Annotated in this window: 24 protein-coding genes; 13 read left to right on the top strand and 11 right to left on the bottom strand. The window is 66.0% G+C overall.

All coding sequences use genetic code 11. The features are described from left to right. The first annotated feature begins 6 nt into the window (after positions 1 to 6). Positions 7 to 546, top strand: coding sequence for a DUF8080 domain-containing protein (locus U5914_RS06110; RefSeq protein WP_336134873.1), 540 nt, complete (start codon positions 7 to 9; stop codon positions 544 to 546). A gap of 19 nt (positions 547 to 565) precedes the next feature. On the opposite strand, the gene U5914_RS06105 is transcribed toward U5914_RS06110, so the two are convergent. Then, positions 566 to 1,426, bottom strand: coding sequence for a transcription initiation factor IIB (locus U5914_RS06105; RefSeq protein WP_336134872.1), 861 nt, complete (start codon positions 1,424 to 1,426; stop codon positions 566 to 568). Positions 1,427 to 1,597: 171 nt separating this feature from the next. Between U5914_RS06105 and U5914_RS06100 the strand changes: the two genes are divergently transcribed. Continuing rightward, on the top strand, positions 1,598 to 2,095 hold the full coding sequence (locus U5914_RS06100) for a DUF7858 family protein (RefSeq protein ID WP_336135222.1): 498 nt from the start codon (positions 1,598 to 1,600) through the stop codon (positions 2,093 to 2,095). On the opposite strand, the gene U5914_RS06095 is transcribed toward U5914_RS06100, so the two are convergent. After that, positions 2,092 to 2,799 (bottom strand): ParA family protein, encoded by a 708-nt coding sequence (locus U5914_RS06095; RefSeq protein WP_336134871.1) that lies wholly within the window; start codon positions 2,797 to 2,799, stop codon positions 2,092 to 2,094. The genes U5914_RS06100 and U5914_RS06095 overlap by 4 nt on opposite strands. 54 nt (positions 2,800 to 2,853) lie before the next feature. Continuing rightward, positions 2,854 to 3,717 carry a hypothetical protein gene (locus U5914_RS06090; RefSeq protein ID WP_336134870.1) on the bottom strand — a complete coding sequence of 288 codons (864 nt, stop codon included), beginning with the start codon at positions 3,715 to 3,717 and terminating at the stop codon, positions 2,854 to 2,856. Between the two features lie 106 nt (positions 3,718 to 3,823). On the opposite strand from U5914_RS06090, the gene U5914_RS06085 reads away from it, so the two are divergent. After that, the gene (locus tag U5914_RS06085) at positions 3,824 to 4,636 is read left to right on the top strand and encodes a hypothetical protein (RefSeq protein ID WP_336134869.1); all 813 of its coding nucleotides are present in this window, start codon (positions 3,824 to 3,826) and stop codon (positions 4,634 to 4,636) included. 6 nt (positions 4,637 to 4,642) lie between these two features. On the opposite strand, the gene U5914_RS06080 is transcribed toward U5914_RS06085, so the two are convergent. After that, positions 4,643 to 5,077, bottom strand: coding sequence for an HIT family protein (locus tag U5914_RS06080; RefSeq protein WP_336134868.1), 435 nt, complete (start codon positions 5,075 to 5,077; stop codon positions 4,643 to 4,645). Positions 5,078 to 5,461: 384 nt separating this feature from the next. On the opposite strand from U5914_RS06080, the gene U5914_RS06075 reads away from it, so the two are divergent. Next, positions 5,462 to 6,316, top strand: coding sequence for an amidohydrolase family protein (locus tag U5914_RS06075; RefSeq protein WP_336134867.1), 855 nt, complete (start codon positions 5,462 to 5,464; stop codon positions 6,314 to 6,316). Here the strand turns inward: U5914_RS06075 and U5914_RS06070 are convergent, their stop codons facing one another. The 3 genes from U5914_RS06070 to U5914_RS06060 all read right to left on the bottom strand — a co-directional run bounded on the left by U5914_RS06070 (position 6,317) and on the right by U5914_RS06060 (position 9,213). After that, on the bottom strand, positions 6,317 to 7,150 hold the full coding sequence (locus U5914_RS06070) for an enoyl-CoA hydratase/isomerase family protein (protein WP_336134866.1): 834 nt from the start codon (positions 7,148 to 7,150) through the stop codon (positions 6,317 to 6,319). A 93-nt stretch (positions 7,151 to 7,243) separates the two neighbouring features. Then, the gene (locus U5914_RS06065; protein WP_336134865.1) at positions 7,244 to 8,485 is read right to left on the bottom strand and encodes an outer membrane protein assembly factor BamB family protein; all 1,242 of its coding nucleotides are present in this window, start codon (positions 8,483 to 8,485) and stop codon (positions 7,244 to 7,246) included. A gap of 38 nt (positions 8,486 to 8,523) precedes the next feature. Beyond that, positions 8,524 to 9,213 carry a uracil-DNA glycosylase gene (locus tag U5914_RS06060; protein ID WP_336134864.1) on the bottom strand — a complete coding sequence of 230 codons (690 nt, stop codon included), beginning with the start codon at positions 9,211 to 9,213 and terminating at the stop codon, positions 8,524 to 8,526. Between the two features lie 107 nt (positions 9,214 to 9,320). On the opposite strand from U5914_RS06060, the gene U5914_RS06055 reads away from it, so the two are divergent. Next, complete coding sequence (locus U5914_RS06055) at positions 9,321 to 9,497, top strand: hypothetical protein (protein ID WP_336134863.1); 177 nt, start codon at positions 9,321 to 9,323, stop codon at positions 9,495 to 9,497. A gap of 6 nt (positions 9,498 to 9,503) precedes the next feature. Here the strand turns inward: U5914_RS06055 and U5914_RS06050 are convergent, their stop codons facing one another. After that, on the bottom strand, positions 9,504 to 9,740 hold the full coding sequence (locus U5914_RS06050) for a DUF7860 family protein (protein WP_336134862.1): 237 nt from the start codon (positions 9,738 to 9,740) through the stop codon (positions 9,504 to 9,506). Positions 9,741 to 9,820: 80 nt separating this feature from the next. Here U5914_RS06050 and U5914_RS06045 point away from each other — a divergent pair, with 80 nt between their 5' ends. The 3 genes from U5914_RS06045 (at position 9,821) to U5914_RS06035 (ending at position 15,349) form a co-directional block, all read left to right on the top strand. Then, positions 9,821 to 10,048, top strand: coding sequence for a DUF8151 family protein (locus U5914_RS06045; protein ID WP_336134861.1), 228 nt, complete (start codon positions 9,821 to 9,823; stop codon positions 10,046 to 10,048). Positions 10,049 to 10,165: 117 nt separating this feature from the next. Beyond that, positions 10,166 to 13,396, top strand: a complete 3,231-nt coding sequence (gene ileS / locus U5914_RS06040) for an isoleucine--tRNA ligase (RefSeq protein WP_336134860.1) — start codon at positions 10,166 to 10,168, stop codon at positions 13,394 to 13,396. Further along, on the top strand, positions 13,397 to 15,349 hold the full coding sequence (locus U5914_RS06035; RefSeq protein WP_336134859.1) for a CARDB domain-containing protein: 1,953 nt from the start codon (positions 13,397 to 13,399) through the stop codon (positions 15,347 to 15,349). It begins immediately after the preceding gene. Here the strand turns inward: U5914_RS06035 and prs are convergent, their stop codons facing one another. After that, positions 15,350 to 16,183: a ribose-phosphate diphosphokinase gene (gene prs / locus U5914_RS06030; RefSeq protein ID WP_336134858.1), complete on the bottom strand. Its 834-nt coding sequence runs from the start codon at positions 16,181 to 16,183 to the stop codon at positions 15,350 to 15,352. Positions 16,184 to 16,496: 313 nt separating this feature from the next. Between prs and U5914_RS06025 the strand changes: the two genes are divergently transcribed. After that, positions 16,497 to 17,057 carry a DUF7344 domain-containing protein gene (locus tag U5914_RS06025; protein WP_336134857.1) on the top strand — a complete coding sequence of 187 codons (561 nt, stop codon included), beginning with the start codon at positions 16,497 to 16,499 and terminating at the stop codon, positions 17,055 to 17,057. Positions 17,058 to 17,401: 344 nt separating this feature from the next. Beyond that, a complete protein-coding gene (locus tag U5914_RS06020) occupies positions 17,402 to 17,827 on the top strand; it encodes a DUF8146 domain-containing protein (RefSeq protein ID WP_336134856.1) in 426 nt (141 codons plus the stop codon). Here U5914_RS06020 and U5914_RS06015 read toward each other — a convergent pair. Next, entirely contained in the window at positions 17,824 to 18,279 is a 456-nt protein-coding gene (locus U5914_RS06015; protein WP_336134855.1) for a DUF5814 domain-containing protein, read from the bottom strand. The two genes, U5914_RS06020 and U5914_RS06015, sit on opposite strands and share 4 nt — an antisense overlap. A gap of 678 nt (positions 18,280 to 18,957) precedes the next feature. On the opposite strand from U5914_RS06015, the gene U5914_RS06010 reads away from it, so the two are divergent. The 3 genes from U5914_RS06010 (at position 18,958) to U5914_RS06000 (ending at position 20,328) form a co-directional block, all read left to right on the top strand. Further along, positions 18,958 to 19,350, top strand: a complete 393-nt coding sequence (locus tag U5914_RS06010) for an HNH endonuclease (RefSeq protein ID WP_336134854.1) — start codon at positions 18,958 to 18,960, stop codon at positions 19,348 to 19,350. A gap of 60 nt (positions 19,351 to 19,410) precedes the next feature. Then, positions 19,411 to 20,124 (top strand): competence/damage-inducible protein A, encoded by a 714-nt coding sequence (locus U5914_RS06005; protein WP_336134853.1) that lies wholly within the window; start codon positions 19,411 to 19,413, stop codon positions 20,122 to 20,124. A 66-nt stretch (positions 20,125 to 20,190) separates the two neighbouring features. Beyond that, positions 20,191 to 20,328, top strand: a complete 138-nt coding sequence (locus U5914_RS06000) for a hypothetical protein (RefSeq protein WP_336134852.1) — start codon at positions 20,191 to 20,193, stop codon at positions 20,326 to 20,328. 6 nt (positions 20,329 to 20,334) lie between these two features. Here the strand turns inward: U5914_RS06000 and U5914_RS05995 are convergent, their stop codons facing one another. Then, complete coding sequence (locus U5914_RS05995) at positions 20,335 to 21,594, bottom strand: site-2 protease family protein (RefSeq protein ID WP_336134851.1); 1,260 nt, start codon at positions 21,592 to 21,594, stop codon at positions 20,335 to 20,337. Positions 21,595 to 21,662: the final 68 nt, after the last annotated feature.

Here is a 21,662-nt window from a genome sequence, read left to right as displayed (position 1 = left end):
CACCGTATGCCGACGGTAACGGTCGATACGAGGCGAACGAATGGAGTGACGTTCGTCGAGACGCGTGTGTTCGCGGAGGTACCCCACCGGATTCGGCTGGAGAGTCGCCTCGGCGGCCCGGTCTGGCCGCCACGCTCGGGTGGGCAGGTGGCCGCCGGATGGGACGAACGCGGCGTCACACGAGAGGTTCCGGCTGGAGCGACCGGATTCGGGTTCGCAACGCCGGCCCCGCCGACCGAACCGGCCGTCGAACTGACGGCTGCCGAACCGATAGCGGGGTTGCCCGACGGGATTGGGACGTGGCTGGACCGGCTGGAAGAGCGAGTCGCGACTGCGGAGACGCTGGCGGACGCCGACGGCCTGCCATCGGCGACGAGCGCGGTCGAATCGGCCGGCGGCCTCGCCGGGGTCGAGGCGCTTGCGGCCGCACTGGCGCGGGACCGACGGACGGTTTCGCGGCTCTCGCTGGTGCCGGAGGGACTGCGCCAGCGAATCGAGGGAGTCGACGTGCCGACGGCGACGCTGGCCCGTATCGCGGACGAATAGGATGGGGAGACGACTCGGTTTACCGCAGGTCGTGGTAGGTGTTTCGTACGGTAACCGGTGAGACGTCTGCGATTTCGGCGACCTCGTTTTGCGTCAGGTCGTACTGCTCGCCCCTCGCGACCGTATAGAGGCAGGCGGCCGCGACGCCGCCGGGGTTTCGGCCGGTCGCGAGACCGGTCTCGTGGGTCTCCGCGGCCAGTTCGCGGGCGCGGCGTTCGAGCCACGTCGGCACGTCGAGTTCCGAGGCGAAGCGCGCGAGGTATTCGCTGGGATCGATGGGCCCGGTCGGCAAGCCGAGGTCGCGGTTGAGGGCATCGTAGGCGACCTTGAGTTCCTCCTCGTCGGCGGTCGCGACGGCGACGATTTCCCCGAGAGTCCGTGAGACTGAGGCGGTTCGGCAGACGGCGTAGACGGCCGCCGCGGCGAAGCCCTCGATGGAGCGGCCCTGCAGGAGGTTCTCGTCCTGTGCGGATTCGAAGAGGACGCAGGCACGTTCCTGGAGGCTTTCGGGAAGTTCGAGCCGGCCGACCATGCGTCGAATCTCGGTGAAGCCGTAGACCTGATTGCGGTCCCGCTTGGACGATATTTGCGACCGCTTGTGTTGTCGACGGAGGCGGGTAATTTGACGCCGTTTGCGGCCTTTGAGGCGTGTCGAGCGTCCAATTTCCGTCGAGAGCCCGCGGTCGTGCCGCGAGCGGGTCAGCGGCGCCCCGCACCGTTCGGGGTTCGTATCGTCGTCGGCGAACGAGCGCCACTCGGGGCCGCGGTCGATGGCGTCCTCGTCGACGACGAGACCGCACTCGCTGCAGACCGTCTCGGTGCCGCTGTGCTGGAGGCTGCCCTCACACTCGGGGCAGACCTGTCGCGTGCTCGTGCTCATCACATGCGAAACTCGGTCCCGATATCACTTTAAAAAGCGTCGGGCTGGTGGGAAACGAACCGGTCTGGACGGTGAGAACGTATCGGTAACCGATAGGCTTCCGTTCGCAGCCAGCGCGTTTGTTTTCGCTTAGCAACAACTTTAACTAATATGGGGGAACCAGCATGGCGCATGGGGCTGTCGGATATCGCCGCCGGACTGGAGGTGACGGCCGAACAGCGCGACCGCGGGGTCGCCGCGGTCGACGAAACGGGCGCGCCGCTGGCCGAACGGTTGGCCGAGTTCGCCTCGGAACTTCCCTGCTCGGCGGAGGCGGCAGCCACGCTCGTGGAAGCCTACGCCGAGGGTGCGAGCATCGACCGCGCGGCCGCGGTCGCGGCCATGCCCCCGACGACGGCGGCGAAGACGCTGCATCTGCTCGGCGAACCGGTCGACCCGCTTTCGCCGACGGCCAAGCGCGTCCTCGACGATTGGCTGGCCGGCGAGCTATCGCGGACCGAAGCCCAACAGCTCATGAGCGTCGGTGATTCGGAGTTCGCACTCGGAGCCTACGTCGCGACCCACGAACCCATCGAGGCGGCCGACCCCGTCGTCGCCGACGCCCTCTCGGTCGATGCGATGGACGACCCGCTCTCGGAGGCCCGAAGCGACGTCGACGACCTCCTTTAGAAGGGCAGGGATTCCCGGAGACCGTCGGTTTCGTCGCGTTCGATATCCACGCCGAGGGCCGTCTCCAGCACCTCGGCGACGGCTTCTCGGGCCGTTTCGTTCGTCGTTACTGCGGGTGTTGAGGCGTCGAAGTCGGGAACCGTCGCGTCGGCGTCGGGGTGGTCTGTCGTGCGGGTCACGACGGTCGCATCGGCAGGCGCGCCGACGTCTTCGAGTCGGTCACGCAGACGCGGGAGGGCGTCGGCGGCCCGCCCGTCGTCACAGACGATGGCGACCCGGTCAGCCACGTTCACCGCGGCGACGGCCTGATTCGCCGCGATGGGCGGCGTATCGACGAGGATGTGGTCGAACGCCCGGGTGGCCTCGGCCACGCGACGCTCGAAGGCCTCGGCGGCCTCGGGGGTCTTCGCACGGGCGAGGCGCTCGAAGGGAGCGCGGGCGGGACAGACCGCAAGCCGCCCCGCGGCCTCGATGTCGCGGTCGACGAGCGCATCGCGTATCGGTACGTCGTCGACGCAGGCGGTCGTCATGTCGGGGTCGATGCGTCCGGGAGTGTAGTCGGCCAAGCCCTGCGTCGCGTAGGCCGCATCGAGGACGGCTACGTCCCGTCCGTCCCGGGCGAGCAGGGTCGCACATTCGAGGGTCAAACGCGTCGTTCCGGCACCGCCGGCCGCGCCGACGAGCGCGAGCGTATCGCTGGTCACAGCATATTTCCTCTCCCTTTCGATTAAAAATATGCTGCTCTTCGGTCTTTACGACTACAGCAGCGACCCCACCCGTCGGGCGGCATCGACCCGGTGGAGCCCGTACTCGATTCCCGCCGTGACCAGCACGAGACCGAGATAGAGGAACCACGCACCGAAGTACAGCGTGTGTGGGTCCTCGACGCTCGCGGTAAACTCCGCGCGGGCGTTGAGCAGGACGAACGCGGTCATCAGCGTCACGGGCGCGAGCAGTCGATGGCGATACAGGAGGTACAGCGGGACGGCCGCGAGCAGCCACATCCCGATGGCGCCGTACCCGTACAGCAGCCACGCGAACCCGCCGGACACCGTGACGCCGAGCCGGTACGCGAACCACGTCATGGCGACCGCGTGGAGGACACCGCCGCCCGCGGCGACCGTTGCGGCCTCGCGTCGGTCAGCGGGAACCGATAGCCACGATGGGAAATCGTCGACTGGTGGCAGTCGGTCCCAAAGCGAGCGGACCGCGGCCTCGACCACGCCGGCGAACAGGAAGCCGACCGTCCAGACCGATGCGTTCACCATATAGCGAACGATGTAGAGCCCGTTTTCGACGACCGTGTAACCGGTCGGTTCGGCGAGGCCTTCCAGTTCGGCGACGTCGCGGAAGGTCGGGCCGGGCGGTGTGAGTTCCATCCCGACGACGTAGCCGCTCGTCAGCAGGACCGCCACGAGGGGAACGACGAGTCGATAGCGCACCGCGAGCCAGACGGGCACGGCCGCGACGACGACGAGGCCGCCGTATCGCCACGCCATCCCGGGAATCGAGTACTCGGCGGGACCGACGGCGTATCCGAGTTCGAGGGCGACGGCGAGGAGGCCGGCCGCGTGTACCAGCCCGACGAGGAGGCTGAACGAAACGGAGCGTATGGAGGGCATCGCTTCCAACGTGTCCGGCCGCCGCTATTTAGCTTCTCCATTTATAAGGGCCGTGCTCACGACCGGCGGAACGGCATTTTTGGTCGGAGGGCGTCTGTGGTCCCGTATGGAGACCCGGACTGCGGGCGTCCTCATCGGCGCGCTGGCGCTGTGCTGTCTCACGCTCGTCGTTGCTGCCGTCTACCCCGTTTCCACGTCGAGTTCCCACGCGAACGTCCCGGCCAGCGAACGGTTCGAAGTCGGCGACGACGCCGACGCCTACCGCACAAGCGGTCGAATCGTCGTCGAGGGGAACGTATCGTTGGCTTTCGAGGCCACGGTGACCGCCGACGGCGCGCGATACCAACGCCTCGAAGAGGAAGGAGTCACCTCCGAGCAGTATCAGGCGTCACCGAGCGACCCGGTCTACGAACGCCTCCGAATCGAAGACGAGTCGGACGCCGAGCGACTGCGGGCCCGGATTACGGACGACGAGGCCCGTAGGCTCCTTCATACGGAGCGTACGGACGATAACGTCACGCTCGTCGTCGCGGAGAACGGGACGGATCTGGCCGCCGAGATATCCGGGTCGGCGTCGGTGTTCGTCCGGAGTCTGTACGTCGTCGGCTACGAGCGCGTGGACGCCGATGCGACCGATACGACGGTCTACGGGCCGCAGAGTGGCTGGTACGAGGGAACCGAACCGTACCGTGTGACGGACGCCACCGGAACCGTCAGCACCGGCGCCGATACACCGACGGTCGAATCGGCGTCCGTCTCGTGGAAGGTAACGGACCCGGCCGGTAGCTACGCCGAATACCTGCTGGTTCGCCTCACGGGACCGGACCCGAGGCACTACGAACTCGCCTACGAGTTCGAGGGCGGCGCTGTTGACCTCGACCGGCCGGCATGGGTCGAGGACGCACGGGACGAGTCGTGAGGCCGCTCAGGCGCCGCCGATGGCGGTCTTGATATCCTCGGCGACCTCGTCGAGTTCCTCGTCGCTGAGGTCCGCCGTCGAGCGGAAGATGTTGTGAATCGGGCCAGCGCTGTCGCCGTCGAATCGGGGAACGAGATGGCCGTGGACGTGGGGGACCTCCTGGCCGGCGGCCTCGCCGTCGTTCATCCCGACGGTGACGCCGTCGGCGTCGACGGCCGCTTCGACGACGGGCGCGAGGCGGCCCAGCGCCTCGAAGACGGCCGCCCGGTCCCCAGCGGGGAGGTCCGAGACCCGTTCGTGGTGGCTCTTCGGGATGACGAGCGTGTGGCCGCGCGACAGCGGGTTCGCATCGAGGAAGGCGAACACGTCGTCGTCCTCGTAGACGGTCCGTCCGGGGATGTCCCCGTCGATAATCTGGCAGAATACGCAGTCCTCGCTCATGGGTGAATATGCGCGAGGGGAGATTATTAAATCCGACCCAATCCCGGGCTCGAACCGGGCTATGCACGGTGGTTTATAGATGAATTATAAACTAACCTGTGCTAACATACGCTATACCAATGCCTATATGTGCCAATTCTCGCACACGCGGCGTCATCTCGGCGCTGGCGGACCTCACCGGCGCGGCACCGTTCGTCGGGTCGCTCGGCCGCTATACGCCGACCATCGACCTCCGGGTCGACTACCTCTCGCATGCCGGCCCGAGGACCTCGACGCCTACGCCGAGGTGCGGCGCCGCGGCGAGACGGTCGGCGTCGCCAGCATGGAAGTCGAATCCGGCGGGGATATCTGTGCCGAGGCCAAGGGGGTCTACAAGCTCATACGATGACCGACGACAGCGAACCCCCCCGTCCGGACGGCGCGACCGACGTCCACGTCCACCTGATGCCCGACCGGCTCATGCGGGCGATACGCGGCGCATTGAACGACGAGGCCGGCTGGGAATTTCCCCATCCGACCGACCGCAAGTCGATGGAGGCCGAACTCCGCGAGCACGGCATCGACCGCTACTGTGCGCTGCCGTACGCGCACAAGCCGAATATCGCCCGCGACCTCAACCAGTGGGTCCTCGACCGGGCCGCCGACTCCGAGATGTGCGTCCCCTTCGCGACGGTCCACGGCGACGACGACGTGCGGGCGGTCGTCCGCGAAGCCTTCGAGGCCGGCGCTCGCGGCCTGAAGTTCCAGTGTCCCGTCCAGGAACTCGCGCCGGACGACTCGCGGCTCGACCCCGCCTTCGAGTTGGCCGCCGAGTTCGACCGGCCCGTACTCTTCCACGCCGGCACCGCGCCCATGTTCCGTGATTCGCCGCACGTCGGCGTCGATTCCTTCCGGTCGTTCCTCGAATCCTATCCAGAGGTTCGGGCCTGTGCGGCCCACATGGGTACCTTCGAGACCGAGGAATTCATCGAGACGACCCGGAACCACGACAACGCCTTCCTCGATACCTGTTTCGCCATGTCGACGGCTGTCGGCGACTACGTCGACTTCGACCCGAAGTCCATCGACGATTCGGTCTTCGAAGAACTGGCCGGGCAGGTCATGTACGGGTCGGACTACCCGAACATGCCACATCCCTATCGCGCGGAGTACGAGGGTCTGCTCGAACGCGACCTCTCCGAGGAGGCCTTCGAGGCACTGTTTTCGGGCGCGGCCGAGCGGTTCCTCGGCGAACGGTAGCTACTCGTCCGCCGGGTCGCCGTCCGTCTCCCGCGGCCGCGTCCCCTCGAAGCGTCGCGCCTGCTGTTCCTCGCGGGCGAGAAACGCCTCGGCGCGCTCGGAGAACTCCTGTGAGTCCCACACCCGCGCGGTGAGGTCTCTGGCCATCTCCTGGCCGACCAGCCCGAAGTTCGTCCACTGTTTCATGATGGCCTTGATGGTCCGGTAGGCCTGCGGGCTCTTCTCGTCGAGGATGGTCCCCAGCAGGTCGGCCGCGGCGGCCTCGGCGCCGCCATCGTCGACGACGCGGTTGATGAGGCCGATGGCCTTCGCCTCATCGGCTTCCAGCAGGCGGCCCGTCAGAAGGAGGTCGCGGGCGCGTTTCTCGCCGACCATCAGCGGGAGCAACTGGACGCCGCCGCCGGCCGCCGTCGACCCGACGCCGACCTCCGGTTGCCCGAAGCGGGTCGACGCGCCGGCCACGATGAGGTCACACGCCGAGGCGAGTTCGTTGCCGCCCGCGACGCAGGTGCCCTCGGCGGCGGCGACGACCGGCTTGCCGGTATCCCGGAGCAGGTCCAGCGTCTCGAAGTACGCCGTCATCCAGCGGGCGCCCTCCTCCCACGAGAGGTCGTTCAACTCTTCGAGGGAGGCCCCCGAGCAGAACGGCGGTTCGGTCGACCCCAGCAGGACCCCGCCCACCTCGCCGTCGCGGTCGGCGTCGGTGATGGCGACGGTCAACTCGTCGAGCGTCCGGGCGGTGATGACGTTGTTCTGTTCCGGGCGGTCCAGTCGGATGCGGGCGATGCGGTCGTCGTCGGGATGGCGGTCGACGGTGATGGTCTCGTAGCCCATGATAACGCATGACGCGGGACGGGACCAAAAACCGCAGGGCGAATCCGGGGCACGTCCGCGGTTTATAAACACCAACCAGCCGAAACCGCGCGGCTACGGCGGTACCAGCGCGACCACTTCGCTCGGGTCGCCGAGCAGTGTGTCGACGGCCGCCCCGGGCCTGACCAGATACACCGCGTTCGCCGTTACGGCGGGTCGAGTTCGGGCCTTGCCGTAGGTAGCGACGGCCTCGCCCGCACGCGTGTAGACGCGCAGTCGGCCGTCGCTGGTGTCTCCGGCCCGCACCCAGACGTGGTCACCGGCGACGACGGGCGCACCGGTGAGGCCGTCGCCGGCCTGCCACAGTCGGTCGCCGTCGGCCAGCGAGACCGCTTCGATGCCCGCCGTCGTCGGTGCGTAGACGCGCTGGCCGTCGACGGCCGGTTGGGTGTAGGTCCGGTAGCCGTCCAGTTCGGTCTGCCATGCGGGTTCGCCGTCGTCTGTCCAGCGGACGACGACGTCCCACGCGTCGATATGCTCGTCGGGGGCGTCGGGTTCGACCTGCCGCTGGCCGACGGTGACGAGGTCGCCCTCGGGCGTGACGACGGGCCGGTGGTAGACCAGACCCGTTCCGGCGTGCCACCGCTCGCTGCCGTCGTCGGCGTTGAGGGCGAAGACGTCGGGGACGTCGTGACCGCCGCGCTCCCGGACGGCATAGACCGTGCCGTCGGCGACCGCGAGGGTTCGATGCAGCGTGACGGTACCGGCACCGTAGGCCTCGCCCGGTGTGGTACTCCACAGGAGGTCCCCGGTAGCGGCGTCGAAGGCCTTGACCGTCGAGACGTAGGTGACGTAGACGGTGCCGTCGACGACGACCGGCGACCCGCGGGCGCTACTGACGTCGTCGGCATGCCAGCGCTGGGTGCCGTCGTGGTCGTGGGCGAACAGGCCGGACCGGGTCGCGGTGTAGATGCCGCTCTCGTCGACGGTCGGCCGGGTGCCGCCGGCCTCCTCGTCGCCGAGGCTGACCGACCAGTCGGTCGTCCCCTCGGTCGCATCGAGCGCGAAGAGGGTGCCCGCCCAGTCGTTGAGGTAGGCGCGTCCCGCGTGGATGCTCGGGGGCGGGGTCGCCGTCGACGGAACCGACAGCGACCACGAGACCCCCAGCGACGCCGGCGGTTCGAGCGCATCGGTGACGGTCGCGGCCCGCCCGGGTGCGTACCGGTCCATCGGATAGTCGCTGCCCGGCGGAACCGGGCCCGCCGACGCGGACGAACCGAGACAGCCAGCCAACGAAGCGATGCCAGCGGCGCCGGCGGCGAGAACCGCACGACGGGTCGACCGTGATGGGACCATTCGACGGCGAGTGCTCGCCGCGCGCTTATAAATGCCCGCTACGCGGGCGGTCCCGCATCGAGGTCGGCCAGCGCCTCGCCGATGGCCTGCCGGTATTCGTCGGGTTCGTAGCCGAGGCGAGAAACCCAAACGTCCTGATACGAGGGGTGTAAAATCGGCAACAGCGGCGGCAGGTCGTCGGGTTCGATGGGCGTGAGGACGCTCTCGAGGAAGCCGTCGAGAGTCCGGTCGGTCGCGGCCAGCAGGGATTCGGTGGCGTGTCGGCCCGTCGGGACGACGCAGTCGGGGTCGACCTGCCGGAGTTCCTCCAGCAGGTAGGGCCGGCAGTTCGCACGTTCCTCGGCCGTCGGTTCGCGGTTCGAGCCCTCGCCACCGTCGGACGAGTCCGACGAGCCTCCGCTCGCTTCGCTCGCGGAGACATCCGCCGGGAAGCACTTGACGGCGTTCGTGAAGTAGAGGGTCTCGGGTGGGTAGCCGAGTCCCTCCAAGAGGTCACGCACGCGGCGGCCGCTGTGGCGGGCGGTGTAGGCCATCCCGGTGTGATTGCCGCCCTGCCAGCGGTCGGCCCCGGGGTCGCCGGCGCCCGGCGCTTCGCCAACGACGACGAGCGTGGCATCGAGCGAGCCGACGCCCCACGAGATGCGGGTGCGGTCCTCGACGAGGGCGGGACAGTGCCGGCAGTCGTCGGCCAGCGGGTTGCGCTCGTCGGGGTCCGGAAAGGTCGCCATCCGGCGGCAGTGCAGTCCCGAGTGAGGTCAGTCTTCGGGTCCGTCCCGAAAATTGGGTCGCTTTCCGGGCAACATTTAAATCCTCCAATGGCTTCTGGTCGGCTACGATGAAGGATATTCCCTCTCCATCGGATGCCGACTCGCCGTTCGAATCGTCGACGACGGCGCTGGACAGCGGTCGCTACTCCTCGTTGACGCTCGATAACGGGGATTTCGTCATCTACGACCGGGAGGGAACCGAGACGTGGTTGCAGTCGGACCTCGCGGTCGACGTGTCGGCCTGAGCGTAACTACTCGACCAGCGGGAGGACGATGCCGAACACGAGCGGGACGAGCAGGCCGACGAGAACGCCGACGGCCTCGAGGCTGATGAACAGTTGGTCGGCGGCCGCCGGGACACCTGCGGTCATGGTCCGGCCGATGACCTCGCCGACGGCGCCGAGAAGGAACATGGCGACCCCGGCGAAGAAGCCAAGTTTCGCGATTCGTGCGTAATCGAGATCCTGCTGTTGACCGCCGTAACTCATTGGGTGCGCTTGCCCAGCGTTCGTTGAAGGCCTTTCGGTACGTCCGAAAGGCCTATCTTGTTGACCGGTTGAGTGACTCTATGCGAGAACTACTGGTCGCGGCACTGGAACTCGGCGGCTACCTGCTGGGAACCGTCGTCTTCGCCGTCGTCGGCCTCTTCGCGGAACTGAACAGCCTATCGTACCTGTCGGCCGGCAATCAGATATTCGCCGGTTGGCTGGTGGTCATCGGCGTGGTCGCGCTGTATGCCGCCTACTCGGTCGGCACCGAGAAACTGCTGCCGCACCTCCGCGAACTCACCGCGTAACCGACCGCGACGACTCGCTTTTTCGACCGCCGTCGTTTTTCGAGAGTGGACACACCGGTACAGAACCCGTCGCACAGTACCGATTGTCCTTTAACAACGGCGCGAAATTGGTGCAACATGAGCAGGTTCGCCGAGGTGGACGACCAGTACGAACCCCACGACGTCGAAGACGGGGTCTTCGACTACTGGGACGCGGTCGACGCCTACGAAAAGACGAAGCAGCACCGCGAGGACGGCGAGGACTTCTTCTTCGTGGACGGCCCGCCCTATACCTCCGGTGCGGCCCACATGGGGACGACGTGGAACAAGACCCTCAAGGACGCCTACATCCGGTATCACCGGATGCAGGGGTACGACGTCACCGACCGGCCGGGCTACGACATGCACGGCCTCCCCATCGAGACGCGGGTCGAGGAGGAACTCGGCTTCGAGAACAAGAAGGACATCGAGGCCTTCGGCGAGGAGAAGTTCATCGAGGAGTGCAAGTCCTTCGCCGAGGAGCAACTCGACGGTCTGCAGGCGGACTTCAAGTCCTTCGGCGTCTGGATGGACTGGGACGACCCCTACAAGACGGTCGACCCCGAGTACATGGAGGCCGCGTGGTGGGGCTTCCAGCAGGCCCACGACCGCGACCTCGTCGAGCAGGGCCAGCGCTCTATCAGCCAGTGTCCGCGGTGTGAGACGGCCATCGCGAACAACGAGGTCGAATACGACCACGTCGAGGACCCCTCCATCTACGTGAAGTTCCCGCTGGTCGACCGCGACGGCTACCTCGTCATCTGGACGACGACCCCGTGGACCATCCCCGCCAACACCTTCGTCGCCGTCGACGAGGAGATGACCTACGTGGCCGTCGAGGCCGAACGCGGTGGCGAGACGGAGACGCTCTACCTCGAGGAATCCTGCGTCGAGGACGTCCTCGAAGCGGGCGGCTACGGTGACTACGAAATCGTCGAGGAGGTCTCCGGCGAGGAGATGGTCGGCTGGGAGTACGACCACCCGCTGGCCGACGAGGTTCCCGACTCGCCCGACAGCGAGGACGCCCTGCAGGTCTACACGGCCGATTACGTCGAGGCGGACCGAACCGGTCTCGTCCACTCCGCGCCCGGCCACGGTGAGGTCGACTTCGAGCGCGGCCGCGAACTCGGCCTCGACATCTTCTGTCCGGTCGGCCCGGACGGCGTCTACGAGGACGAGGCGGGCAAGTACGCCGGCCAGTTCGTCAAGGACGCCGACGAGGAGATCATGGACGACCTCGAAGCGAAGGGGCTGCTCCTCCGTCGGGACACCGTCCACCACGACTACGGCCACTGCTGGCGCTGCGATACGGGCATCATCCAGATGGTGACCGACCAGTGGTTCATCACGGTCACCGACATCAAAGAGGAACTGCTGGCGAACATCGAAGACAGCGAGTGGTACCCGGCGGAGGCCCGCGACAACCGCTTTCGTGACTTCGTCGAGGGGTCGCCGGACTGGAACGTCTCTCGGCAGCGCTACTGGGGCATCCCCATCCCCATCTGGACGCCTGAGGACAGCGAGGACTCGTCCTCGAACGGAGGCGGCGAAGCCGCCGGAGGTTGGTCCGGAGACGTCGAGGAGGCCATCGTCGTCGGCACGCGTGAGGAACTCGCCGAGCGGGTCGACCAGGACGTCGACCCCGAGTCGGTCGACCTGCATAAGGACACCGTCGACGAGTTGACCATCACCGAGGACGGGACGACCTACACGCGCGTTCCCGACGTCTTCGACGTCTGGCTGGATTCGTCGGTCGCCTCGTGGGGCACGCTCGGCTACCCGAGCGACGAGGAGCAATTCGAGGAACTGTGGCCGGCGGACCTCATCATGGAGGCCCACGACCAGACCCGCGGGTGGTTCTGGTCGCAACTCGGCATGGGCTCGGCCGCACTCGGCGAGATTCCGTACAAGGAGGTGCTGATGCACGGCTGGGCGCTGATGCCCGACGGACGGACGATGTCCAAATCGAAGGGCATCCTCGTCGAACCGCAGGAGGTCATCGACCAGCACGGCGTCGACCCGATGCGGCTGTTCCTGCTCGGCCAGACGCCGCAGGGCGACGACATGCGCTTCTCGTGGGACGAACTGGAGAACCGCCAGCGGGACCTCAACATCCTCTGGAACGTTTTCCGGTTCCCGCTGCCGTACATGCGTCTGGACGACTTCGACCCCGAGGCCGTCTCCCTTGACGACGCCGAACTCGAAACCGTCGACGAGTGGGTCCTCTCGCGGCTTCAGTCGGTCACCGGGGAGATGACCGACCAGTGGGAGGAGCGCCGTCAGGACAAGGGCCTCGACGAACTACTCAGCTTCATCGTCGAGGACGTCTCTCGGTTCTACATTCAGGTCGTCCGCGAGCGGATGTGGGAGGAAGACGACTCCGAGAGCAAGCAGGCCGCCTACGCGACGCTGTATCACGTCCTCCGGGAGACGACGAAACTGCTGGCGCCGTACGCGCCCTTCGTCTCCGAGGAAATCTACGGTACGCTGACCGGCGACGCCGGCCACGAGACGGTCCACATGTGCGACTGGCCCGAGGTCGACGAGCGGTTCCACGACCCGCAACTCGAAGCCGACATCGAGGTCGTCGACGCCGTCGAGGAAGCCGGGTCGAACGCCCGCCAGCAGGCCGAGCGGAAACTCCGCTGGCCCGTCACGCGCGTGGTCGTGGCCGCGGACGACGACGAGGCCGCCGCCGCGGTCGACCGGCACCGCGACCTGCTCCGTGACCGCCTGAACGCCCGCGAAATCGAGTTGGTCGACCCCGGTGCCGACTGGGAAGAACTCAGTTACAGCGCCCGCGCGGACATGTCGGTTCTCGGGCCGAAGTTCGGCGACGAGGCCGGCGACGTGATGAACGCCATCAACGCCGTCACCGTCACCGAACAGCGCGTCGATGCGCTACAGGAAGCCGTCGTCGAGGAACTCGGCCGCGAGGTCGAACTCACCGAGGAGATGGTGACGTTCAACACCGACACGCCTGAGACGGTCGAGGGAACGGCCTTTACCGTCGACGGCGACGACCGCGGCGTCGTCTACGTCGACACGTCGCTGACCGAAGACATCGAATCGGAGGGCTACGCCCGCGAGGTCATCCGCCGCGTCCAGGAGATGCGGAAGGACCTCGACCTCGATATCGAGGCCGAAATCCGCGTCGACCTCGACATCGACGACGACCGGGTGGCCGGCCTCGTCGACGAACACCGCGACCTCATCGCCAGCGAGGTCCGGGCCGCCGAGTTCGGCGACGTATCGGACGGCCACGCCCGCGACTGGGACGTCGAGGGCACCGACATGCGGATAACTATCGAATCCGTATCCGGCCAGTAAATGAACGGTCGGGCCGTCGTCGTCGCGACGCTGCTCGTCGGGTGGCTGCTCGCGGGAAGCGCCGTTCTCGCCGCGCCCGCCGCCGCCAACTCCATCGATATCGATTCCACGCTGTCGGAGTCGCCGGCGTCCGGCGAGGTCGACGTACGGACGACGGTGACGATTCCGGACGGAATCACGTCGCTTCGAATCACGTTACCCGAGGAAACCGACGTCTACGAGACCGACGGCTTCCAGCAGTCGGCGGACGACCCCAACGCCTACGAGTGGACGCGGGAGACCGACCAGCCGTCGCTTCGGTACAGCTACGAGGGTAACATCACCGTCGACCGCGGCGACGGGCAGGAGTACATTTACGCCGTCACCGACGAATGGGCAGTCGTCCGGTCGCCGAGCATCGGCGTCAAGTGGTCGCCGGTCGATGCCGACGTGAACCGCAACTACAGCGTCGCCGGCGAGGGCGTCGCCGGCCGCCACATCTCCTATCTCGGTCCCTACACCGAACACGACCGGGAGGCGTCGGGCCAGCGGTTCCGATTGGTGGTCTCCGACCGAAGCGACATGGCCGAGTCCCCCGAGGATGTGCTGGATTCGCTTGCGGCCGCCGCCCGGCGCATCGAGGGCGGCGAACGCGACGCGGAGGTCCTCGTGTTCGCGGTTCCCTCGACCGTCGAGTGGGCCGCGACCGGCCTCCAGCGAGGCGATTCGGACATGTGGGTGCGCGACGTCGAACGGCTCGATACCCCGGCGAACACGTGGGTCCACGAGTACGTCCACACCCGACAGGACTACGACCGGACCGAGAAGACCCGCTGGACCGTCGAGGGGATGGCCGACTACTACGCGGCGCTTATCGCCTATGAGCAGGGCCATATCGACTACGAGGCCTTCCGGCGGCGAATGGAACGCGGCACCGCGGACCGCCACGACGACGTCCGACTCACCGACCCCGCGACGTGGGAGGGCACGCGCGGCAACTACGAGAAGGGAGCGCTCGTCTTCGGCCACCTCGACCGCCGGCTCAGGGCCGACGCCGACAGCTCTCTCGACGCCGCCATCCAGCGGTTCAACCAGCCGAACGAGGAACTGACCCACGAGGCGTTTCTCGACGCCATCGAGGATGCCGGCAACGCCGACATCCGCGAGGACGCGGCCCGCTACACCGAAACGACGGACACGCCCGAAGTCTGGAGCCGCGAGGAACACGTCGCGGCCTTCGGCGGCCCCGAGATGCGCTACGAGTTCGTCGGCTTCGCCGTCGACGGCCCCTACCGGACGACCGGCCTCGACGAGCCGCGTCTCGTGACCGGCGAGACGCTCCGGCCGACGGTTCGGGTCCGGAACGTCGGCACGCAGGAGGGCGACTTTTCGGCGGGGTTCACGGTCGACGGCGAGGCCGTCGCCACCGAAACCGGAACGCTCGCGCCCGACGAGGAGACGACCGTCGAGTTCGCCCACGCGTTCGAGTCGACCGGCGAGTACGGTATCGGCGTCGGCGCGGCCACCGACACCGTCACCGTCGAGGCCCCCGCCGCCCCCGAGGTGACCGGGGTTTCGGTCGAACCGACCGATCCCGCCCTCGGCGAGACGGTGGCGATAACGGCGACCGTCGAATCCTCGGCCGAGCGCCCCGCCGCCGGCGACGTCACTATCGCCGTCGATGGCGGGGCTATTGGCTCGGAGGATGTCGCAATCGGTTCGGGAACGACGACGGTTTCCGCGGAGACGAGTTTCGACGCGCCGGGCGAGTACACGGTCAGCGCGGGCGCACGGTCGACGACGGTGACCGTCCGCGACGAAACGGCCAACGTCGTGACGCCGACGGCGGGGTCCGACGGCACGCCACCGGCGGATGGGAGAGTTACGCCGACGGCCGACGACGGCGCTGGACTCGGCGCCGGAGTGGCGATACTCGGACTCCTCGGAAGCCTCCTGTTCGCGCGGCGGCGCTGATTACAGCTTTTCGGCGATAGCCGGCGCGGCGCTGACCGCCGAGACGCCGCGTTCGATGGTGTCGGTGCCGTAAATGGCGTCGACGCCCGCGTTCGCCAGTTTCGTCCGGGCGTTGGCCGCCAGCATCGGATGGACGCAGGTGACGAAGGTGCGGGCCGGCCCCGTCAGTTGGGCGATGGCGCTGCTCATCGTCGACCCCGTGGCGATGATGTCGTCCACGAGCACCACGTCCCGGCCCGTCGTGTCGGCGTCACTGGGCTGGATTTCGACTTCGGTATCGGAGACGCGGTGTTTCTCGAAGTAGTCGGTCTCGCCGGCCCCGTACGCGTCCCGGACGGTCTCCGTGAGGTCGACGGCGCCCGCATCCGGCGAGAGAAAGAGGGGGTCGGAGAGGTCCGGCAGCGGTTCGGCGAGCCGCCCCGCCGCATCGACGGGCTCGCAGGGCACGTCGAAGAAGTCACAGACGGCGTCCTCGTGGGGGTTGACCGTCAGCACGCGGTCGGTGCCCGTCGAGACCGCCTTCGCCATCGCGCGGGCCGAGACCGGCTGGCCCTCCTCGAAGGGTTCGTCCTGTCGGGCATAGCCCATGTACGGCAGGACGGTGATTACCTCGTCGGCCTGCTGGCGGGCGGCGTCCTGCAACTGGAGCAACTGGACGTGGGCCGCATCCGAGACGGTTGAGGCGACGACGACCGCGCGGTCGGCCGACTCGGGGACGCGGACGATCTGCTCGCCGTCGGCGAAGCGGTCGTATTCGACGGCGGCGAGCGGCTCGTCGAGTTCGGCCGAAAGCGCCGCGGCGAGGTCCTGTGAGGCGGAGCCCGGGAGTATCATGGCTGTGGGTCTATCGCCCGTCGGTAAACCCGTTTTCGTTCGGTGATGAGGGCGGCTCTATCCCTTTAAGCATGATGTGGGCTGTTTTACGAGATGCGGTCTTCGCTTCTCTATCGGTGAAACTGCCGCGAGAACGGTGTTGCATATGTATCGGACTCCGCGTAGCAATCTGGTACCTTCTCCATTGTGCACCAAGCCGTATCTTTACCAGTAGATGTATCCTATAGTTTAAATATGACGGGTATAGGGAGAATTGAATCAACAGAGTTTGGGTATATCTACGTTGAACCGAACGACTGAACAGGGGGAACCGTTGTCTGATAATGGAAAAGCGTCGTCACCAACCGCTACCGACACTGAAGAAGGCGTCGGGGGTGGTGAACCTGCTGCATTGGGGCCGGATACCGTATTCGATGCACTCAGAAACGCTCGGCGGCGGCAACTGCTTCGGTATCTCAACGACCAGAACGGTCAGGTGACGTTGAGCGACCTCGCTGAACACATCGCTGCCATCGAGAATGACACGACTCCTGAGTTGCTCGACTCGCAGCAACGGAAGCGTGTCTACGTCAGCCTCTATCAGTCACATCTCCCCAAACTCGACAGTATGGGTGTCCTAACGTTCGACCAACAACGCGGCACTATCGAACTGACACCAGCGGCCTCCCACCTCAACGAGTACCTCGACGACGATACTGCCGATGCCCGTTCATCGAAACGGTATTACATAGAATGTGTCGCCGTTAGTGCGTTGGTACTCGTGCTTAGCGCGATAACGGGAATCGTCGGGGTTATCGGGGCAATCTCGGCGTTTGTCGGTATCTCAATCGGCGTCGTTGGGCTTGCCGTATTTCACGCCTCCGACCAAGCGTAGAATCAACAGTACACAATACAAAACATGACAACGATAAAATCAAAACTCGGGTCGATACTCACTCGTTCACAACCCAGCGATTCCGACGGGAACGAAGACGGCACAGAAAGAACCGGGGAAGACGAGGCGGAAGACCACTCACCCACCAACCTCCTGTACGAGTGTCCCGACTGTAGTACAGTCTATTTAAGCGAGGAACCGCGTACCTGCTCTACTTGTAACTCGATGACGACGGCTATCGAGACGACGGACTGAACACCCGCTGTATGCGTCGTTGAGACGCTATCGCTTGCGTGCGTCTGACAAACCCTTATATACGTGGACCGTCCAGCTAGGAATTAGCCATGGGCAACAAGAACAAGACCATCTCCTTTCGGGTCAACGAGGACGCCTTCGAGACCCTTCGGGAGATAGCCGAGGAGCGGGACATCTCGCTTTCGGCCGTGTTCCGGGACTACGTCGACACGCTGGTTGCCCACGACGGGCAGGTTCGCGTCGTCCCCGAACACGAACTCAAGCAGGGCAGCGCCACCGAAACCTCCTCGGCGGCCGAGAGCTTCCCGCCGAAGGTCGAGGTCCCCAAGAGCTTCGTTCGCGAACACGAACGGCTCGAACTCGAAGCCGAGCACCTCCGCGAACAGCTCGACGAGTACAAGCAGTACGTCACCAAACTCAGCCAGCAGGTCGAAGAGCAGGAAGCCGACGACGTCATCCAGCTCGAAGACCTCGACGGCGAGGAGAACGAAGAAGAGCCGTTCCGCCTCGGTTAGCCCGACAACTCGCGTTTCTTCCGCCGGATCTTCTCGGCCATCTCTTTCCGTTCGTCGACCTCGGCCAGTTGCTCGGCCGCCTCCAGCGTCCGAACGCCGTTGTCGAGGAAGGAGAGGATGTCGCCCGGATACGCGTACAGCATGTAATCGTCGCCCATCACGTCGACGATGGCGTCGGGGCCCAGCCCCTCGGCGCGCAACTCCAGCAGATACGCGATGAACTTCCGCTGTGGACAGCCGCAGTGGGGGTTCGACTGACAGTCGCAGTCCAGAAAGTCCTCCGCGAAATCCAGCGCCCGGTCCCGGGAGGCGTCGTCGAGTTTGGCGAGGCCGTCGCCGGTAAAGAGGATGTCCAGCGTCGCCCCGGAGAAGGCGCTCTTGGGGAAGGACGTCTCCAGTTGGGAGGCCAACTGCCGGTGGTTCTTCACGTATATCTTGTCCGTAATCGCCACGGTATCGGTGGTAGTCGGTCGGCGCTTAAAAATGGACGGACAGGTATGCGTTGGCGTTGCACGGGTTGGAAAAGTCGTAACGTATATGAAGCGGAGTGCGCTTAGATTTACATGCGTGTCCGGGTTGGGGTAGTGGCATCCTACAGCCCTGTGGCGGCTGTGAGGCGGATTCAATTTCCGCACCCGGACCTAATTACCCTCCGTAATATCTCGTTCGTGAGTCTCCTCTTTCTGGTGCGTTACTATTTGTGACATCGGGCATGATGCGATTTTATGCATCGGTGCCCGACATGCAACAGGGAGTTCGACACCGAACGTGGCCTTCGGGTTCATCACAGTCTGGGCCACGACGAACCGTTGCCGAATCGTACGTGTAGTCACTGCTACGTCGAATTTTACTCCGAGACGAAACGAAAATACTGCAGTGACGAGTGTCGCGATACTGCTATCTCGTTTACTGGAGCGAACAATCCCAATTACAGCGGTGGGAAGGAAACCACCGAGTGTACAATATGCGGAACGGCGTTCGACTATTACCCGTCGGAGAAGGAGGGCCTGTATTGTGGGAACTGTATCGAAGAAGCGAACTGGCGGTATCGTCCGGACGTCTCGGGCGAGAACAATCCCCGCTGGGCCGGTGGCGAACAGGAACTCGCTTGTGACTGGTGTGATGCCAAGGTGGTCCGCCAGCAGAACAACATCAACAGCGAACACGTCTTCTGCAGCGACGACTGTCAGTACGAGTGGATATCCGAGGCGTTCACCGGAGAGGGCCATCCGAACTGGAAGGGCGGCGTCGAGGCCAACTACGGCAGGGGGTGGAACCGGGTTCGCAAGCGCGCGCTCGAACGGGACGGCTACGAGTGTGTGCTCTGTGGAACGACAAGAGAGGAACTCGGTCGGAACCCGGACGTACACCACATCGTCCCGGTCCGGGCGTTCGTCGAGACGCCGGTGACGACCGAGGCCGACGCCCACTACCTCGAAAACGTCGTCTCGTTGTGTCCGTCCTGCCACCGGAAGGCGGAGTTCGGTCATATCGGTCGGGCGGAGCTGGAGGCGGCGACCTGACGCGAGCGTCGGGCCTCGTCGGTGAGAAAGCCTAACCGTCAGCGCCTCCGACCATCGGGCATGCAGGCGGCACTTCTGACGGTCGGTGACGAGCTCCTCGCCGGCGATACCGAGAACACGAACGCGACGTGGCTGGCGACTCAGCTCACGGACCGCGGCGTCTCGGTCGCACGGATTCTGACCGTTCCGGACGACGAGTCGGTCATCGTCGAGGCGGTCCGGCGGTACAGCGACGCCTTCGATGCGGTCATCGTGACGGGTGGGCTCGGCCGAACGCCGGACGACCTGACGATGGACGCTGTCGCGGCCGCGTTCGACCGCGACCTCGCTGTCGACGACCTCGCGCTCGCGGACGTCGAGCGGACGCTGGAGGCCATCGCGGGCGAGTACCCTGACCTCGACGTCGACGCGGCGGCGGAGGCGACTCTGCCGGAGGGGTCGCGGCCGCTTATCAATCACGCGGGACTCTCGCCGGGCTGTGTCGTCGAGAACGTCTACGTCTTCCCGGGAATTCCCTCGGAGATGCAGCGGATGTTCGAGGAGGTCGAAGCCGAGTTCTCCGGGGACGTGGAATCGCGGTTCGTCTACACCTCCGAACCCGAGGCGAGCCTCCTCGGCCGACTCGACGAGGTACACGAGCGGTTCGGCGTCGCCGTCGGCTGTTACCCGGAACAGGAATCCGGCCACAATCGGCTGAAGCTCACGTCGGCCGATACCGACGCTCTCGAGGAGGCCGAGGCGTGGCTCGCGGCCAACGTCGACGGCGCGGAGTGACAGCGAGGGAGCCACTGGCCTGCGACGGGGTATTATATGTCGACGCCCACTGATGGTTGGTAACACATGAGAACGCCATCGGATCGGTGTCCGAACTCGGACTGTGCGAACAGCCTCGGCGGGCCGTTCCAGAAATCCCAGTTCGAGAAGATCGAGGACGGGGTCTGGGAGTGCCGCGAGTGCGGCTACCGCCGCGAGTTTTAGCCGGGGTCACGTGCGCTCTCGCTCCAGCGTTTCGACGGGGGGTGCGGCCTCGCTGTCGAGTCGTCTGCTCCCCGGCTGACCGCCGGATTTGACGATTTCCAGCGCCGTCATCACGTCGGTTCGGGAGACGAGGCCGACGAGCGTGCCGTCGTCGTCGATGACGAGCAGGCGGCCGATGTCCTCGCGTTGCATGGTCTCGAAGGCGTCTATCACCGGCGTCTCCGAGGTGACCGTCCGGAGGTCGCTGCTCATCACGTCCTCGACGCGATAGGCGTCGCGTTCGACCTCGTCGATGCCCCGTGCGTCCGAGAGGGTGACGACGCCGACCGGTCGGTCGCCCGCTTGTGCTCTGTCGCCGCCCGCGCCAGCTGTGGTTCCCGCCCCGCGCTCGACGACGGGATAGCCGGTGTGCCGCTCCCGGAACATTCGGTCCATGAACTCCGCGACGGTGGTCTTCGGTGAGACCACGTCGAGGCGTTCTCGCGGCGTCATCACGTCGGCGACGGTGACGCCCTCGAAGGCGGCGTTCATGACCGTCCGCTTGGACTCGGAGGCGGCGGCGATGTAGATGAAAAAGGCGAGGATGATGAGGAAGATGTTGAAGCCCACGAGCAGGCCGAAGAAGCCGAGCATGACGGCGAAGGCCTGACCGACTTTCGCGGCCTGCTGGGTGGCCTGTGCGTGCGGGCGGTCGCGAGCCAGAAGCGCCCGGAGGATGCGGCCGCCGTCCATCGGGAACCCGGGAAGCAGGTTGAACCCGGCCAGTATGACGTTCATGATGGCGAGATACGCGAGCGTGAAGCGGGTGGCCTCCAGCAGGAAACTGCCGCCGGGCACGAACTGGAGGGCGACGTAGGAGAGGCCGCCGACGAGCACCGAGACGATGGGGCCGGCGATGGCGATGGTGAACTCCTTCTTCCAGTCCTCGGGAATTTCCTCCATCTGGGCGACGCCGCCGAGCAGCCACAGCGTGATGGACTCGATTGGGACGCCGTACCGTCGTGCGACGAGCGAGTGGCCGAACTCGTGGGCGACGACGCAGACGAACAGGCCGACGGCGACGACGGTGCCGATGCCGTAGCGGGCGAGTCCCGACCCGGTCAGTGCGTCGGGTTCGATGCCGAGGCCGACCGAGTCGTTGAGAAGGACGACCAACTCGCCCATCTGCGCGCCGATGACGTAGGCGAACACCGGCAACACCAGCAGGAAGGTCAGATCCAACCGTATCGGGATGCCGAAGGCGCTCCCGATGCGAAAACCCTTCATAGCCTCTGTTAGGGTCGCCGTGCTTTTAAAGCCGACCGGCCGAGACGGGCGCGCCAACCGGGGGTTTC

This window comes from Natronomonas amylolytica (genome assembly GCF_037031205.1).
GTDB classification, from domain to species: Archaea; Halobacteriota; Halobacteria; order Halobacteriales; family Haloarculaceae; genus Natronomonas; species Natronomonas amylolytica.
The sequence above is the reverse complement of the archived record's forward strand: the minus strand, read 5'-3'. Positions and strand labels throughout refer to the sequence as shown.